Origin of the sequence: Pleomorphomonas sp. PLEO (genome assembly GCF_041320595.1) — a bacterium.
Taxonomy (GTDB): domain Bacteria; phylum Pseudomonadota; class Alphaproteobacteria; order Rhizobiales; family Pleomorphomonadaceae; genus Pleomorphomonas.
Genome location: NZ_CP166625.1, coordinates 3,574,898 through 3,590,284 on the forward strand (window position 1 = coordinate 3,574,898; position 15,387 = coordinate 3,590,284).

Sequence of the window (15,387 nt, forward strand, 5' to 3'; positions counted from 1 at the left end):
CTAGAAAATTGTTGTCCTTGCCGTAGTCCGCTGCCCGATATCCGAGAGGGGATCAGGCTTTTTTCTGGCCGTACCACGCCCCAGGGCCGTGCTTGCGCTGATAGTGGTATTCAGAAACGTATTCCTCGACGGGAGCCGCATTGGGAGCCAGCATCACGGTTGTTGTGGCGATGCGGGCGATCTCCTCGAGAAACACGGCGTTGAGAACTGAATCAGCGGCATTTTTGCCCCAGGTGAAGGGACCATGTCCGGCCACCAGCACCATCGGCTTGGCGAGCGGATTCTCATTGCCGAGACGCCGAACGATGGCTTCGCCGGTGTTGGCTTCGTAGTCCGAAGCAACTTCCTCGGCGGTGAGGGGAGCCGTCATCGGCACGGGGCCGTGGCAGTAGTCGGCATGCGTGGTGCCGAAGCAGGGGATTTCCTTGCGCGCTTGCGCCCAGGCAACGGCATAGGCAGAGTGCGTATGGGTGACGCCGCCGATGGTCGGGAAGGCGCGATAGAGAACCAGATGCGTCTTGGTGTCGGTGGAGGGATTGAGATCGCCCTCGAGCACCTTGCCATCGGCAAGGTTCACCACCACCAGCTTGTCCGGCGTTAGCTTGTCATAGGAGACGCCCGACGGCTTGATGACGATGTAGCCCTTTTCGCGATCGATACCCGAGACGTTACCCCAGGTGTGGACGACGATCTTGCGGCGGTCGAGCTCTAGGTTGGCCTCGCAGACCTGTTCGCGGAGTTCCTTGAGTTTCATTGATGGCTGCCTTCAGCATGAGTCTGTCTTTTGGCCGCGCGTATTGAAGCGGCCAGCAGGCTAAATAACCCAACGACGGGCGTCGGTCTCGACATAAGCGCCGCGCTTTAGGCGATGCTCAGACATTTTCCGGGAGATCGCAGCGGCTTTGGGGTTCGGCCGATATTCGGCGAGAACGCCTCTCGGGCGCTGTCGGGCCTGAAATCAAGACCGATCATAGGCCGGTCGCCATTTGCCATCTGCCCCTCCCAGGGGAACTCTGTCTTGGTTGACGTATCCGTTCAGCTGCTATGCCTTTCGGATCGCCTTTTTTGTTTTCCATCGAACCTAGATCCGCCACACGAAGTCGGAAAACACGCCCGTTGGCGCATCAAGACCAAGCAGTGCGGTTTTGCCTAAGCTCTAGCTGCGATGCGGACGAATTTCGCTTATGACGCGAAATGGCCAGCCTCTTCCTCCGTGTCGGCAATTGAATCCAAGCCGCTGTTATTGCTCATTTTGATTGTGAGGATTATAGTGCGCCCCATCCGCTTCCCAAAGGGCTAATCCAGCTTTTTACATGGACGATACTGCCACCCCCCTTTCCGCTCCGGCCCAAGTCGAAAGCGTCATTCGCCGTTTGTCTCTCTTGCAAACGGAAGGTGAGACGACGGCTGACCCGTTTGTCGCCCCGCTCTTTCCCGGCTTCCATTTCGATACGCGCCTTGTCGCCGGTATTACGCCGATCGAACGCGGAGGCCCGCTGGACTTCCGTATCGAACGCCCGGATGGCATGCGCGGCTGGATTATCAACCTGACCGTCAAGGGGAGCGGCGAAGTTTTCGATGGCGAGAACCGCTTTACGGTCGAGCCGGGTGATCTTGTGCTTTTTCCTCCGGGGGCCATCCATGACTATGGACGCGCGCCAGGGGCGTCGGAGTGGTGGCACCGCTGGATCTATTTCCAGCCGCGCGCTTTCTGGAGCGGCTGGTTATCCTGGCGCGGCGTGCACGGAGCGTTCTTTGTGCAGCGGGTCGAGGACAAGTCGCTGGTGGCAACGCTGGAAACGCTGTTCGGCGAAGTGGCGAGCTGGTCGGCCAACACCGATCTGCTTTCCATGGAGCTCGCCATGAATCTCCTTGAAAGAGTCATCCTGCTCTGTGCGAAGAATGACCGGGCGACAGCGCCGCCGGGGCACTTCGACCAGCGGCTGCTGATGGCCTGCAAGTTCGTCACCGATAACTTGCATCGCCCACTTTCCGTGGCCGAAATCGCCCAGGCAGTGTGCCTTTCACCGTCGCGTCTTGCGCACCTGTTCACCCAGACGCTTGGCCGATCGATCCTGAAGTGGCGTGAGGAGCAGGTGATCCAGTTCGCCTGTCATCTGCTCTTGGTGACGCCAAGCCCGGTGAAGCAGATTGCCGCCCAGGTCGGCTATGAGGACCCGCTCTATTTCAGTCGCGTCTTCCGCCGTTATACCGGGTGCAGTCCAAAGGCCTTTCGAGCCGAACATGGACGTACGCAGGGGCTGCTTTAAGTAAGAATCTATCCGTTCCGAGACTGGCTCTGCTCTCCTTGAGGGGGGCGGAAATCCGCTGTTATACGCAAAGGCGTGCAAGCACCGGGCGCTTGCCGGGTTGTTTTATGCTGTCTATAAGGGAGTGTCGCCTCGACGCGTGAGCCCGAAGCGGCGCGATTGCATTAGCGCATTCATCCATGCCGGCAGCCGTTTCCGAGGGGGTGCTGGCCATGACCCTCGGGAGGCGAAAAGCCAACATGTTTAGCGTCGACGAGCTCAAGGCGGGATTCAAGGATATCTACGGAAGCGAGCCGTTTCTCATCAGAGCGCCGGGACGCGTAAATCTGATCGGCGAGCACACCGACTATAACGACGGCTTCATCATGCCGGCGGCGCTCGAGTATGAAACTCGGGCTGCCGTAGCACCGCGCGCGGACAGAATCCTCCGTGTCCACTCGGCCAAAATTGGCGAGACTCGCGAGTTCGATCTGGACAATCCTGCTCCCCAGCCAAAGCGTGATTGGACCGATTATGTGTTCGGCGTGGCTGTCGCGCTGGCTGGCGCGGGCATGAGACTCAAAGGAGCCGACATTCTGGTCGCCTCATCTGTGCCCGTTGGCTCAGGTTTGTCCTCTTCAGCGGCGCTCGAGGTGTCGATCGGCTACAGCTTGCTCACCGTTGCCGGGCTGCCAATCGACAAAGTGGAACTCGCCAAACTCTGCCAGAAGGCCGAGAATGAGTTCGTCGGTATGCGCTGCGGCATCATGGACCAGTTCATTTCCTGCAACGGCCAGCACGACCACGCGCTGATGATCGACTGCCGCAGTCTCGAAAAGCGGCCGGTGCCGATTGATCCGCGTGCCCGGATCGTCGTCGCCAATTCGATGGTTCATCATGAGCTGGCGTCCGGCGAGTATAACAAGCGCCGCGCCTCCTGCGAGGAAGCCGTTCACCTTCTTGCGCCGGTGCTCGGCCCGATCAAGGCATTGCGCGACGTGACGCCGGCCGGACTGGAAGCCAACAAGGCTTTGCTTTCGGACGTCACCTATCGCCGTGCCCGGCATATCGTGACCGAGAACGAGCGGGTGGTCGAAGCCGCCGACGCGCTGGCCGCCGGTGATCTTGTCCGATGCGGCGCACTGATGAACCAGTCGCACAGCTCGATGCGCGATGATTACGAGATCTCGTGCGAGGAAGTCGATGTGCTGGTCGACATCGCCCAGAAACAGCCGGGCGTGTTCGGCTCCCGGATGACCGGTGGCGGCTTCGGTGGCTGCACGGTCAGTCTCGTCGAAGCCGGCGCGGCTGATGCCTTCATGGAGAGCGTCAAGGTGGCCTATGAGAAGGCTACCGGTCTCAAGTCGACTATTTTCGCTTGCTCGCCGCAGCAGGGCGTTGGTCCGCTTGCAGGCTGATTCACAACGGCGGGGCGGGGACACGTCATTTTCTCCGCCTCATTTCCCGGAACGCCAAGGCGTTCCGACCGGTCGCCGACCGGCCCATCGGCCAGGACGGAACAATCATGAACGCTTTCGCCGATCATCCCCATCGCCGGCTTAACCCGCTTACCGGGGAATGGGTGCTGGTATCGCCCCATCGGGCCAAGAGGCCGTGGCAGGGACAGGTGGAAAAGCTGCCGCCCGTTACCAGCGTCGCGCACGATCCCAAATGCAATCTTTGCACTGGCAATCTGCGCATGAACGGCGAGCGTAACCCCGACTACAAGCATACCTTCGTTTTCACCAACGACTTTGCAGCGCTGACTCCCGACGCGCCGTCGGATTACCGCGACGACGATGGGTTGATGATCGCCGAGGGCGAGTCCGGCCTTTGCCGAGTGCTGTGCTTCTCGCCGCGCCACGACCAAACGCTGTCGCGCATGTCGGTCGAAGAGATTACCTACATCGTCGATGCCTGGGTGGAGCAGTTCGTCGACCTCGGCTCGAAGCCAGACATCGGTTCGGTGCTGATCTTCGAGAACCGCGGTGAGGTGATGGGCTGCTCGCAGCCGCATCCGCATGGGCAGATCTGGTCGAGCCGGCACATGCCGAACGAGACGGCCAAGGAAACCGACCGTCAGCTCGCCTATTTCAAGGAAAAGGGCAGGGCGATGCTTCTCGATTATGTCGAGAAGGAGCTGAAACTCGGCGAGCGCATCATCCACCAGAATGAGCATTTCGTGGTGCTGGTGCCCTATTGGGCAATCTGGCCGTTCGAAACCATGGTATTGCCCAAGCGTCGCATCGGCGGCTTCGACGAGTTTACGAACGGCGAGCGAGCCTCGCTGGCTGACGCTCTTTCCAACATCGCTATCCGTTACGACAACCTGTTCGAGACGTCCTTTCCCTATTCGATGGGCTTTCATCAGAAGCCAACCGACGGTGAGGCGCATGAGGAGTGGATGTTCCATGCGCATTTCTATCCGCCGCTGCTGCGCTCGGCGACGGTGAAGAAGTTCATGGTCGGCTTCGAGATGCTCGGCTCGCCGCAGCGCGACCTGACGCCGGAGACCGCCGCCCAGCGGCTGCGCGACTTGCCGACTGTGCACTATCTCGATCGCTAAATTACCTGTTCGCAAAATGAAACCGCCGTCGGATCGCTCCGGCGGCGGTTTTGTTTTGAACCTGGCGACAGCGTTCACGCACTGCTTGGCTGCGCGGCCGAAGCGTGGCGCATATTGCGCGAGCTACGCTCGGACATCCACATCAGGCCGCGCTGCAGGGCGATGAAGCCGAACAGCAGCAGACCGATGACGATCTTCGTCCACCAGCTCGACAGAGTTCCATCGAAGACGATGTAGGTCTGTATCAGGCCCTGAATGCAGATGCCGAGGAAGGTGCCGGCGACAAAGCCGTAGCCACCGGTCAGCAACGTTCCGCCGATCACGACGGCCGCAATGGCGTCGAGTTCCACGCCAACGGCTGCAAGCGAATAGCCTGCCGAGGTGTAGAGCGAGAAGACGATGCCCGAAAGGCCGGCCAGGAAGCCCGAAAGGGCGTAGATGCCGATCGTCGTCTTGGCCACCGGCACGCCCATCAGCTGCGCCGAGGTAAGGTTGCCGCCGAGCGCATAAACGTAGGTGCCGAAGCGGGTGCGTTGGGCAACGATGATTCCGACGGCGAATACCACCAGCATGATGATGGCTATCAGGGTCAGCCGACCACCGCCGGGCATCAGGAAATAGATGTCCTGCAGTGTGGAATAGAACGGATGGTTGATGGGCACCGAATCCGTGGTCAGCAGGTAAGAGATGCCGCGTGCGAGGAACATGCCGGCCAGCGTCACGATGAAGGGCGGCATATCGAGGAAGAAGATGACCCCACCCATCGCCGCTCCGAAGGCCGTGGTCAGAGCCAGCACCAAGACGAAGGCGACCAGCGGGTGAATTGAGGTGTCCCTCAGGATCACTGACAGGAACACGCCGGTAAAGGCGATTACCGAGCCGACGGAGAGATCGATACCACCCGATAGGATCACGAAGGTCATACCGACCGCCGTGATGCCGAGAAAGGCATTGTCGGTGAGCAGATTACCGGCGACGCGTGTGGACAGCATGTTCGGGAACACCGAGATGCAGATGATATAGGCCACCATGAAGACCACGAAGGTGGCCAACAGCGGCAGGTATTTGGAGTTTTTCATCGCGCCGCGTGCTCCCTGCTCTCGGTCTTGACCGCCATGGCTTGTCGGTTGGCTCGGAAGTTAGCCATGATTGCCTGGCTGGCTGGCGACTGAACGATCAGGATGATCAGGATGATCGCCGCCTTGATGATGAGGTTGAATTCCGGCGGGAAACCCGCCAGCAGAATGCCAGTGTTGAGTGACTGGATGATCATGGCACCCATCAGCGAGCCGACGAGCGAGAAACGGCCGCCGAGCATCGACGTGCCACCGATAACTACCGCCAGGATGGCGTCCATTTCCAGCCAGAGGCCGGCGTTGTTGGCGTCGGCGCCCTTGATGTCGGCGGCGGCGATGATGCCGGCGGTGGCCGCGCATAATCCGGACACCGCGTAGACGGCGAGCAGGATAACTCGGGAATTGACGCCCGACAGGGTCGAGGCGCGTCGGTTGATGCCGATTGCCTCGATCAGCAGGCCGAGGGCCGATCGTCGTACCACCAGGATCGCCAGGATCGCGATGACGATCCAGATGATCACCGGCATGGGCAGGTTCAGGAACGAGCCTGAGCCGACGAAGATCAGCTCCGGTTTGTCGTTAAACGTCAGAATGACGCCTTCGGTAATCAACTGCGCGATGCCGCGCCCGGCCACCATCAGGATCAGCGTTGCAATGATCGGCTGAATGTCGAGCAGGGCAACCAGAGCGCCGTTCCAGATGCCGCAGACGAGACCGACGAACAGAGCCCCCGCGACCGTCGCCGGTAACGAGTAGCCAGAGGTGATCAACGACGCCGCGACGGCGCCGACGATAGCCATCACGGCACCCACCGAAAGATCGATGCCCTTGGTGGCAATCACCAGCGTCATGCCGATGGCCAAAAGGGTCACCGGCGCGCCGCGATTGAGCACATCGATCAGCGATCCGTAGAGACGGCCATTCTGGATTTCAATGGAGAAGAAGCCCGGCGATATGATTCCGTTGAGTGCGAGAATCACAGCCAGAACAATTAGCTGAGGTATCCGTTCACGGACGATGGTAGGAACGGCCATTACGCTGCCTCCCCGGAAGTGCCATGCGAAGCGATGGCCTTCATGATTTGATCGGTGGAAATCTCCTCACCGGTCAGCTCGCTGACCATCTTGCGGTCTCTCAGCACGACAATGCGAGAGGAGTAGCCGACAAGTTCACCGAGCTCGGATGAGATGACCAGAAGTGCCATGCCGCGCTCGCAGAGATCGATGATCAGGCGGATGATTTCGGCATGGGCACCGACGTCGATGCCTCGAGTGGGCTCATCAAGGATCAGGAAGCGCGGGTTGGTCGCGAGCCAGCGGGCCAGCAGCACCTTCTGCTGGTTGCCTCCGGACAGGAACTTGATCGGCTTCTCCCGGTCGGACGTGCGGATGTCCAGGGCGGCGATATAGCGGTCGGCAAGGGCCTCCTGCTCGGAGCGAGAGAGCGGCCGCGTCCAGCCGCGTTGGGCCTGCAGAGCGAAGATGATGTTCTCGCGCACCGACAGGTCACCGACGATGCCATCGGTCTTGCGGTCCTCGGGGCAGAAGGCGAAGCCCTGAGCGATTGCCTTGCGCGGCGAAGACATGGTGACCGGCGTACCGGCGACACTGATGGTGCCGCTGTCCGCGCGCTCGATACCGAACACCAACTGCGCCGTTTCGGTGCGGCCGGAGCCGAGCAGCCCGGCGATCCCCACCACCTCGCCGCGACGGATGTCGAGGTCGATTGGATCGATGTTGCCGCGCTTGCCGAGGCCGCGCAACGAGACCAGCGGCTCGGACTGCGCTGTGTTGGGATCGATCGTGCGCTTTATGTCAGCTTCGAGCTGACGGCCCAGCATCATCGATACCAGCTTCAAGCGGTCGAGGCCGGCGACGGACACCGTATCGATTAGCCGGCCGTTGCGCAGCACCGTGATGGTGTCGGCGATTTCGTAGACCTGGTCGAGGAAATGGCTGATGAAAATGATGCCCATACCCCGCTCGCGGAGTTGGCGGATTACCGCGAACAGCATCGCCACTTCATGGGAGTCGAGGCTGGCGGTCGGCTCGTCGAGTACCAGCACCTTGCCGGAGATATCGACGGCGCGGGCGATCGCGACGACCTGCTGGATGGCAACGGAGAAATTGGCGAGCGGCGCCGTGACGTCGATATGAAGTCCGTAGGTATCGAGAATTGCCCGCGACCGTCGGTTCATCTCTCGGACATCGGTCAGTCCGAAGCGCTTGGGCTGACGTCCGAGAAAGAGGTTTTCTGCCACGGTGAGATTGGTCAGGAGGTTGACCTCCTGATAGACGGTGCCGATGCCAAGCTTCTGCGCATCGACGACGTCGCGCGGATGGATGGGCGTCCCATTGAGCAGGACTTCGCCCTCGTCTCTGCGGTAAGCGCCCGTAATGATTTTGATGAGCGTCGATTTGCCCGCGCCATTCTCGCCGAGAAGGGCGTGCACTTCGCCGGCCCGCAGGGTGAAGTCGACATTCTCGAGCGCGGAAACGCCGAGAAAGGCCTTGCTGACTCCGCGCACGGATAGCAGCGGCTGAGCGTTCGCCATGATAGCTGGTCCAACTATTGCCGATCAAAGAAACGGGCCGCCCTCCGATGCAGCGGCCTCACCCCGAGGGACAAGCCCGCCGGCAGCCGGAAAAGCGGCCCGGCAATAAAGGGGAACGCCGCCCTATCTAAAAGGGGCGGCGTTCCGGGTCGGTATCAGTAACCGAGGCCCTTCTTTTCGTCGTAGACCTTCTGCGGGTCATCAGCCGGCGTGTAGAGCTTGGACTCGGTCTGGATCCACTTGGCAGGCTCCTTCTTGTCCTTGAGGTAGGCATCAAGGGCATCGAAGGCCGGACCGGCCATGTTGGGGGTCAGCTCGACTGTGGCATTGGCTTCGCCGGCGATGAACGCCTGGAAGATATCCGGGACGGCGTCGACCGAGAGGACCAGGATGTCCTTGCCCGGCTTCAGGCCAGCTTCTTTGATCGCCTGGATGGCGCCAACGGCCATGTCGTCGTTGTGGGCGTAGAGGGCGCAGATGTTCTTGCCGCCGCCTTCAGCCTTGATGAAGCTCTCCATGACTTCCTTACCCTTTGTGCGGGTAAAGTCGCCGGTCTGGCTACGGATGATCTTCAGGTTGGCATGGCTGGCGATAGCGTCATCAAAGCCCTTCTTGCGGTTGATGGCCGGCGAAGAGCCGGTCGTGCCCTGCAGTTCGACGATGTTGCAAGGCTTGTCGCCAACGTTCTTGACAAGCCATTCGCCGGCGACCTTGCCCTCGTAGACCGTGTCGGACGTGACGGCGGTGAGGTAAAGGTCCTTCGGAGCGTCGATCGTACGATCGAGCAGAATCACCGGAATTTTGGCTTCTTTGGCTTCCTTCAGAACCGCATCCCAGCCGGTGGCAACGACCGGAGCGATGAAGATGGCATCGACGCCCTGAGCGATGAACGAGCGAACGGCCTTGATCTGGTTTTCCTGCTTCTGCTGCGCGTCAGCAAACTTCAGGTCGATGCCGCGTTTTTGAGCCTCAAGCTTGGTGACGCTCGTCTCGGCGGCGCGCCAGCCCGATTCCGAACCAATCTGCGAGAAGCCGACGGTCAGGGCAAAGGCGGACGAAACTGAAAGAGCCGTCGCAAAGGCGGTCGCGGCGAGCAAATTAAGAGTGCGCATTCTCTCCTCCAAATTTTCTCCGGAAGCAACAGGAAGACCTGATCACTCCCCGGATGCCGGCCTCCACACCGGCTAAGAGCAAGTTAACCCAGCAGGCGTTTTCGCAAAAGAGACAAATCAGTCTCCTTCATGGAATATTCTGCTGATCCGTATGAATTTAAGACCTATACTAAGGTATAATATCCGTATCCAAGATGGGAATTTGCGGCGCTCTTCTGGCAAAAAGCCACCCAAAACGCATTTCGATCCATTGATGATCGCCGTCGTCCGGTTTTTGACTTTTAGCGCCGAGCCCATTTCTTAAGTATGACAATTAATGAGGGCGCGCCCAATTCCCCTGAAATATCTGGAGCATTCCTCCCGGATGCGGGCCGGTAGCTAGCACTCCATTCTCCTTACCCGTCCTTTTGCAGGTCGAAACTCATCGCATGCACGCTGCATACGCCGCCAATCTCGCAAACATTTAGTTTCGATGGATTTGGTTCCCGTCGCCGCGGTTGCGCGTTCGCCGGCCAAGGTTTCCGTCCATGTTCACGGCGGGGTGGATCCTTAGCGATCCGCCCAGTCAGCCCCTCGATGTAGCGCAAGGTCCGAACACTTCGACAAAGCTCGCCTTGAGGGCGACGTCGGCATCCTCCATGGCAATCGGCAACCCGAGGTCGACCAGACTGGTGACGCCGTGGCCCCGGATACCGCAAGGCACGATGCCGGAGAAATGGCTGAGGTTCGGCTCGACGTTAAGACTGATGCCGTGGAAGGTAACCCAGCGACGGACGCGAATGCCGATGGCAGCAATCTTATCCTCCGCGCCGCTCCCCTTGTCGGGTCGGCGCACCCAGACGCCGACACGATCTTCGCGCCGTTCGCCGCGAACGTTGAAGGTGGCCAGCGCGCCGATGATCCAGCGCTCCAACCCCGCCACAAAAGCCCTGATATCCTTGCCGCGAGCTTCAAGATCCAGCATGACGTATACGACCCGCTGGCCGGGTCCGTGATAGGTGTACTGCCCTCCGCGCCCGGTCCGGTAAACGGGAAAGCGATCGGGCTCAACGAGGTCTCGCTCATCGGCACTGGTTCCCGCGGTGTAAAGGGGAGGGTGCTCGACCAGCCAAACGAGCTCCGCTTTCTGCCCCGCCGAAATCGCGGCGACGCGGTCTTCCATGAAAGCAACCGCATGCTCGTAATCGGTGAGGCCCGGTTCGACACGCCACTCGACCGGTGGCGAACCGGGGATGGCATGCATGTCTGTCCTGATTTCGGATCTCTCGTTAACCATTCGGTAACCTTATGCCGCAAACACTCAACGGACGACGATGCGTTGGGTTTGCCGCTTCGTATTCCGGCTGGCGCCGGTTCGTCAAAGCACGCCGCCGACGACACGGAAGATAGGACCGATGGCCATTCTGGAGAAGATCAAAGTCGAGATCTCTGTCGTGCTCGGCGGGCAGACCATGCCGATCCATCAGCTGTTGCGGATGGGACGTGGCGCGGTGATCGAGCTGGACCATTCGGCCGACGATGACGTCGATATCCTCGCCAACAACCTGCCGGTCGCAAAGGGGCAGGTGGTGTTGAAGGGGGACCGCGTGACCGTGTCCATCACCGAAGTCCTGGCTCGCCCCGCGTCCTACCGCCGTGTCGACGATGTTGTGAAGATCTAAGGAATTTTCCCGGATTCCAGCCGTTTTTCCGATGCTGGCAAAATTCTTCTTGCCTGCCTCTTGTGCCCCGGAGAATCTCTTGCTAGATACCCGGCGCCGGCCCGGAAGGGGTGGCACCTACCACGATGCGGTCGTGGCGGAATTGGTAGACGCGCAGCGTTGAGGTCGCTGTGTCGCAAGACGTGGAAGTTCGAGTCTTCTCGACCGCACCATTCAAAAAAGCCAGGCTCGTAAGTGCCTGGTTTTTTTATGCCTTCCGGAATCTGGACTAGCTGATCTCTTGTAAACGCTCCAGACGCGCCTTGACTGCCCAGACATGGCGATGAGCTCAGAAGAGCTGCATCCTACTATCTTTCAATAGATAGAAATAAAATCCTTAGCTTACATCCGCGATAAAGAGATCCGCGTAGGGCAGCACACCGAATCCAAGCGATTTATTCATTGCTCATCCACAGTCGCCCACCGAATTTTACTTTATAATTACTCATCAATAACCGGACTGTAAGTTAAAATCCTTCAAATTATCCGAATGATATATTTAACGGAATATAGGTTGCCTTGATTGAAATACGATCTACTTCTCTACGAAATCCGAAATTATCGATTTCAGAACAAAGGGTTAGTCGACAGTCGACTTATCCTCCATCGATTTTCGCCAAGTAGTCTATATGCCAAAGCACCATATTTATCTGTGGGTTATGGCCACGACGAGGGTCTCGGCCAAAAGTGCCTAGTCGGATCGTAAATCATTAATTAATTCGACGCGTCCATATAAATTATGCTTGTTGGGATTTTGATTTTTTGTATCTATCAATTCATGTGCAACGCGGTGCGGATCGCGAATGCATGGAGAGAGGTGAGAAAATGCGGCTTTTCAGGGTGGGAAGAGCAACCCGAGATGCAGCAGCTCTCATTTTCATCGGTGTTTTGCTTTTCGTTGGCTGCGAGTGGCTCAATCTTTATGAGAATCTCGCAGCACTTCTGCGAAAATACGAGTATCTTCAGGCTGATGAACTGCTTCTCGCGCTGCTAATTGTCGGTTTTCTGGGCTTCGCTTTCGGTTATCGCCGGCTTCACGATCTGAAGGTAGAGATGGCTCACCGCAGACGCGCCGAACGCGACGTATCCTGGATCGCAGCTCATGACCCCCTAACGCGTCTTCCCAACCGCATTGGTCTCAAGCAAGAGGTCGAACGCCTGCGAGCGAGCAACAACGTCGGCAAGCCCCACTTGGCCATGGTAATCGATATCCATGGATTTAAATATATTAACGACATATACGGAAATGAGATTAGCGACGAAATACTGGTGGTCGTTGCAGACAGGCTACGTGAAATTTTTGTTGGCGGCTATCTGTTCAGACTAGGCGGCGACCAATTCTATGCCTCGCAAGAGGGTTCATTGACGAGGGATTGGGAAAAGCTCGCGCGCCGAACTATCAAGCAGATATCCACCCCAATTCTGATTGGTGACCGTAGCTACGAAGTCTCCGCCTATATCGGGATGGCTCGATATCCCGATGACGCCGCCAATATCAAATATCTTCTTCGATGCGCACTCTCCGCGGCTTCGTTTGCGAAAAGAGAGCATTCCAACGATCCTAAATGGTTTGATCCGGCTATCGATGAAGCGACAGCCAAATACGCTGATCTGGACAAACAGTTGCGTGCCGCGCTCAAGTCTGGCGAAGTGAACCCTTATTATCAGCCGATGATCGATTTGACGTCTGGTCGCATTGTCGGATTTGAAGCCCTGGCGCGCTGGCGCCGTCCCGATGGTACCTTCGTTCCCCCATCGGAGTTCATCGCCCTGGCTGAAGAGACCGGCATGATTGGCGAGCTCTCGGACGTGCTGTTCCGTCAGGCGTGTAGGGACGCCGCTAAATGGCCTCGCGCCGTGAGGCTGTCATTTAACGTCTCGCCGGCCCAGTTCAGCAACCGAAGCTTCGGACGAAAAATGCTGGAAACACTTGCGGAAACGGGCCTTTCCCCCAGTCAGCTCGAGGTGGAGGTTACCGAGTCGATGTTCGTCAAAGACGTGCAGCTCGTAGCCGTTTTGCTCGACGAGCTCAGAGAGGCGGGGGTTCACATCGCCATTGACGACTTCGGGACCGGCTATTCCAGTCTATCGCAGCTGTCGCGTTTGAGATTTGACAAGCTGAAGATCGATCGGAGCTTCGTGTCGTCCTTCCTGGACGACGCGAGACAGGCCATGATCATACGAGCGATGATTGGCCTTGGTCGAGGACTAGGAATGAAGACCATTGCCGAGGGAATTGAAGAGGCATCCCAGGCCGAGACGCTTCAATTGCTTGGTTGTCATCAGGGGCAGGGGTTCTTGTTCAGCCGCGCAGTCCCCGCCGAACAGGCAATGGGTCTGCTTCAAACGACTTGGCCTGTGCGCTCGGAAGATAAAACAGCAATAAACTAGCAGCCTTCAGCCGATTTTGCCTCCCGGACCGCCGAGAGGCAGTATGGCGCGCTTGCCGCTTAGCGCCACAGGGTTCCTGAGGGCAAAGATGGAAAGCTCCCTTTTTGGCAGTAGCTGCCTTGAGGGATTTGGCTGCCGTGTCGTAGCCATCGGAATTTCTTCCTTGCGCCCTCCGGTTTGTCGGCCTTAACTCCCGCGCGACGACGCAGGCTTTCGTCGTCGATTCAACCCGTTCGCCACCTCAAGATTCGCGGGAGACGCGCCATGGCCGAAGTCGAGCCCAACGCGCCTGAAACGCTCGGCCTTGCCGGCCTGCCGCCACTCAGGGCCGAAGATGGCGAACTGGATCCTCTCTTCCTTGACGCGATCCACTCGGCGATCGAGGCAGCCGATGCACGGACCCTCGCAGCGCTGGCCGCCGATCTGCACGAGGCCGATGTCGGCGATATCATCGAGGCGTTGCCGGCCGATGAGCGAATGCCGTTCATTCAGCTGCTTGGCGAGCATTTCGACTTCGCCGCGCTTACTGAAGTCGATGACACCGTCCGTGCCCAGCTTATTGAGGAACTGTCGCCCGAGGCGGTGGCGGAGGGTGTCCGCGACCTCGATTCGGACGACGCAGTCTACATCCTCGAGGATCTCGACAACGAAGACCAAGAGGAGATCCTTGCCAAGCTACCGGCGGTCGACCGCATGGCGTTGCGTCGCAGCCTTGATTTCCCCGAGGAGACCGCCGGTCGGCGGATGCAGACCGATTTTATCGCCGTTCCACCATTCTGGACCGCCGGGCAGACCATCGACTACTTGAGAGACCACAAAGACCTGCCGGACGAGTTTTACGAAGTTTTCGTCATTGACCCCGGTTTCCGCTTTCTAGGAGGCGTGGCGCTCAATCGCCTTCTGCGTGCGCCGCGTCCTACCCGGATGGCCGACATCATGAACGACGAGCGGCAGCGTGTGTTCGCAACGGACGACCAGGAGGACGTGGCGCGCATGTTCGAGCGCTATAACCTCGTCTCGGCGGCGGTGGTTGACGAAGCGGAACGGCTGGTGGGCGTTATCACCGTCGATGACGTGGTGGATGTGATCCAGGCTGAGGCGGAGGAGGATATCCGTGCGTTGGCGGGTGTCGGTGACGAAGAAATCTCGGACTCGGTATTTTATACGCTCCGCACACGATGGGTTTGGCTTTTGTTCAACATGCTGACGGCGTTCCTCGCCTCGTCGGTGATCAGCATGTTCTCCGGCTCGATCTCGAAAATGGTGGCGCTTGCGGTGCTTATGCCGATCGTCGCCTCGATGGGCGGCAACGCGGCGACGCAGACGATGACCGTGACGGTACGGGCTTTGGCCACTCGCGATCTCGATGCACACAATGTTTGGCGGATTTTCGGTCGAGAATTAAGCGTTGGTTTACTCAACGGCGGCAGTTTCGCATTGATCGTCGGGGCGGCGGCCGCGCTTTGGTTCCAGGACTTGGCTCTGGGAGGGGTGATCGGCGTAGCGATGATCGTCAACCTGTTATCCGCGGCAATGGCCGGCATCCTGATACCTCTGGCATTCGAACGGTTCGATATCGATCCGGCGGTCGCTTCAGGGGTTTTCGTGACGATGGTGACCGATGTCGTGGGGTTTTTGGCGTTCCTCGGGCTCGCGTCATGGATTTTACTTGGGTGAAAAAGGCTTTTCGGACGAAGCGACGGCGCGGCGGCAAGCCGCCCGCCGGGGCCAGTCGCTGG

The 15,387-nt window shown here is 58.9% G+C and carries 12 protein-coding genes and 1 tRNA gene; 7 read left to right on the forward strand and 6 right to left on the reverse strand.

All coding sequences use genetic code 11. From position 1 onward, the window contains the following. Positions 1-52: 52 nt before the first annotated feature. Positions 53-754 carry an L-ribulose-5-phosphate 4-epimerase AraD gene (gene araD / locus AB6N07_RS16650; RefSeq protein WP_370674188.1) on the reverse strand — a complete coding sequence of 234 codons (702 nt, stop codon included), beginning with the start codon at positions 752-754 and terminating at the stop codon, positions 53-55. A gap of 559 nt (positions 755-1,313) precedes the next feature. Here araD and araC point away from each other — a divergent pair. From araC to AB6N07_RS16665, 3 genes are all read left to right on the forward strand, one after another. Then, positions 1,314-2,270, forward strand: a complete 957-nt coding sequence (araC, locus tag AB6N07_RS16655; protein ID WP_370674189.1) for an arabinose operon transcriptional regulator AraC — start codon at positions 1,314-1,316, stop codon at positions 2,268-2,270. Between the two features lie 239 nt (positions 2,271-2,509). Next, positions 2,510-3,667 (forward strand): galactokinase, encoded by a 1,158-nt coding sequence (locus AB6N07_RS16660; RefSeq protein ID WP_370674190.1) that lies wholly within the window; start codon positions 2,510-2,512, stop codon positions 3,665-3,667. Between the two features lie 107 nt (positions 3,668-3,774). Next, a complete protein-coding gene (locus tag AB6N07_RS16665) occupies positions 3,775-4,815 on the forward strand; it encodes a UDP-glucose--hexose-1-phosphate uridylyltransferase (RefSeq protein WP_370674191.1) in 1,041 nt (346 codons plus the stop codon). A gap of 74 nt (positions 4,816-4,889) precedes the next feature. Here the strand turns inward: AB6N07_RS16665 and yjfF are convergent, their stop codons facing one another. The 5 genes from yjfF to lipB form a co-directional block, all read right to left on the reverse strand. Then, positions 4,890-5,894: a galactofuranose ABC transporter, permease protein YjfF gene (yjfF, locus tag AB6N07_RS16670; protein WP_370674192.1), complete on the reverse strand. Its 1,005-nt coding sequence runs from the start codon at positions 5,892-5,894 to the stop codon at positions 4,890-4,892. Further along, complete coding sequence (locus AB6N07_RS16675) at positions 5,891-6,925, reverse strand: ABC transporter permease (protein WP_370674193.1); 1,035 nt, start codon at positions 6,923-6,925, stop codon at positions 5,891-5,893. The genes yjfF and AB6N07_RS16675 overlap by 4 nt, the downstream gene beginning before the upstream one ends. Beyond that, positions 6,925-8,445 (reverse strand): galactofuranose ABC transporter, ATP-binding protein YtfR, encoded by a 1,521-nt coding sequence (ytfR, locus tag AB6N07_RS16680; RefSeq protein WP_370674194.1) that lies wholly within the window; start codon positions 8,443-8,445, stop codon positions 6,925-6,927. Before ytfR ends, AB6N07_RS16675 begins: the two co-directional genes overlap by 1 nt. Positions 8,446-8,600: 155 nt before the next feature. After that, on the reverse strand, positions 8,601-9,557 hold the full coding sequence (gene ytfQ, locus AB6N07_RS16685) for a galactofuranose ABC transporter, galactofuranose-binding protein YtfQ (RefSeq protein ID WP_370674195.1): 957 nt from the start codon (positions 9,555-9,557) through the stop codon (positions 8,601-8,603). Between the two features lie 565 nt (positions 9,558-10,122). Further along, positions 10,123-10,800, reverse strand: coding sequence for a lipoyl(octanoyl) transferase LipB (gene lipB / locus AB6N07_RS16690; protein WP_370674196.1), 678 nt, complete (start codon positions 10,798-10,800; stop codon positions 10,123-10,125). A gap of 151 nt (positions 10,801-10,951) precedes the next feature. On the opposite strand from lipB, the gene AB6N07_RS16695 reads away from it, so the two are divergent. The 4 genes from AB6N07_RS16695 (at position 10,952) to mgtE (ending at position 15,325) form a co-directional block, all read left to right on the forward strand. Next, complete coding sequence (locus AB6N07_RS16695) at positions 10,952-11,218, forward strand: FliM/FliN family flagellar motor switch protein (RefSeq protein WP_370674197.1); 267 nt, start codon at positions 10,952-10,954, stop codon at positions 11,216-11,218. A 127-nt stretch (positions 11,219-11,345) separates the two neighbouring features. Further along, positions 11,346-11,430, forward strand: a tRNA-Leu gene (locus AB6N07_RS16700). A 652-nt stretch (positions 11,431-12,082) separates the two neighbouring features. Further along, positions 12,083-13,648: a putative bifunctional diguanylate cyclase/phosphodiesterase gene (locus tag AB6N07_RS16705; RefSeq protein WP_370674198.1), complete on the forward strand. Its 1,566-nt coding sequence runs from the start codon at positions 12,083-12,085 to the stop codon at positions 13,646-13,648. Positions 13,649-13,912: 264 nt separating this feature from the next. After that, the gene (mgtE, locus tag AB6N07_RS16710; RefSeq protein WP_370674199.1) at positions 13,913-15,325 is read left to right on the forward strand and encodes a magnesium transporter; all 1,413 of its coding nucleotides are present in this window, start codon (positions 13,913-13,915) and stop codon (positions 15,323-15,325) included. Positions 15,326-15,387 lie beyond the last annotated feature (62 nt).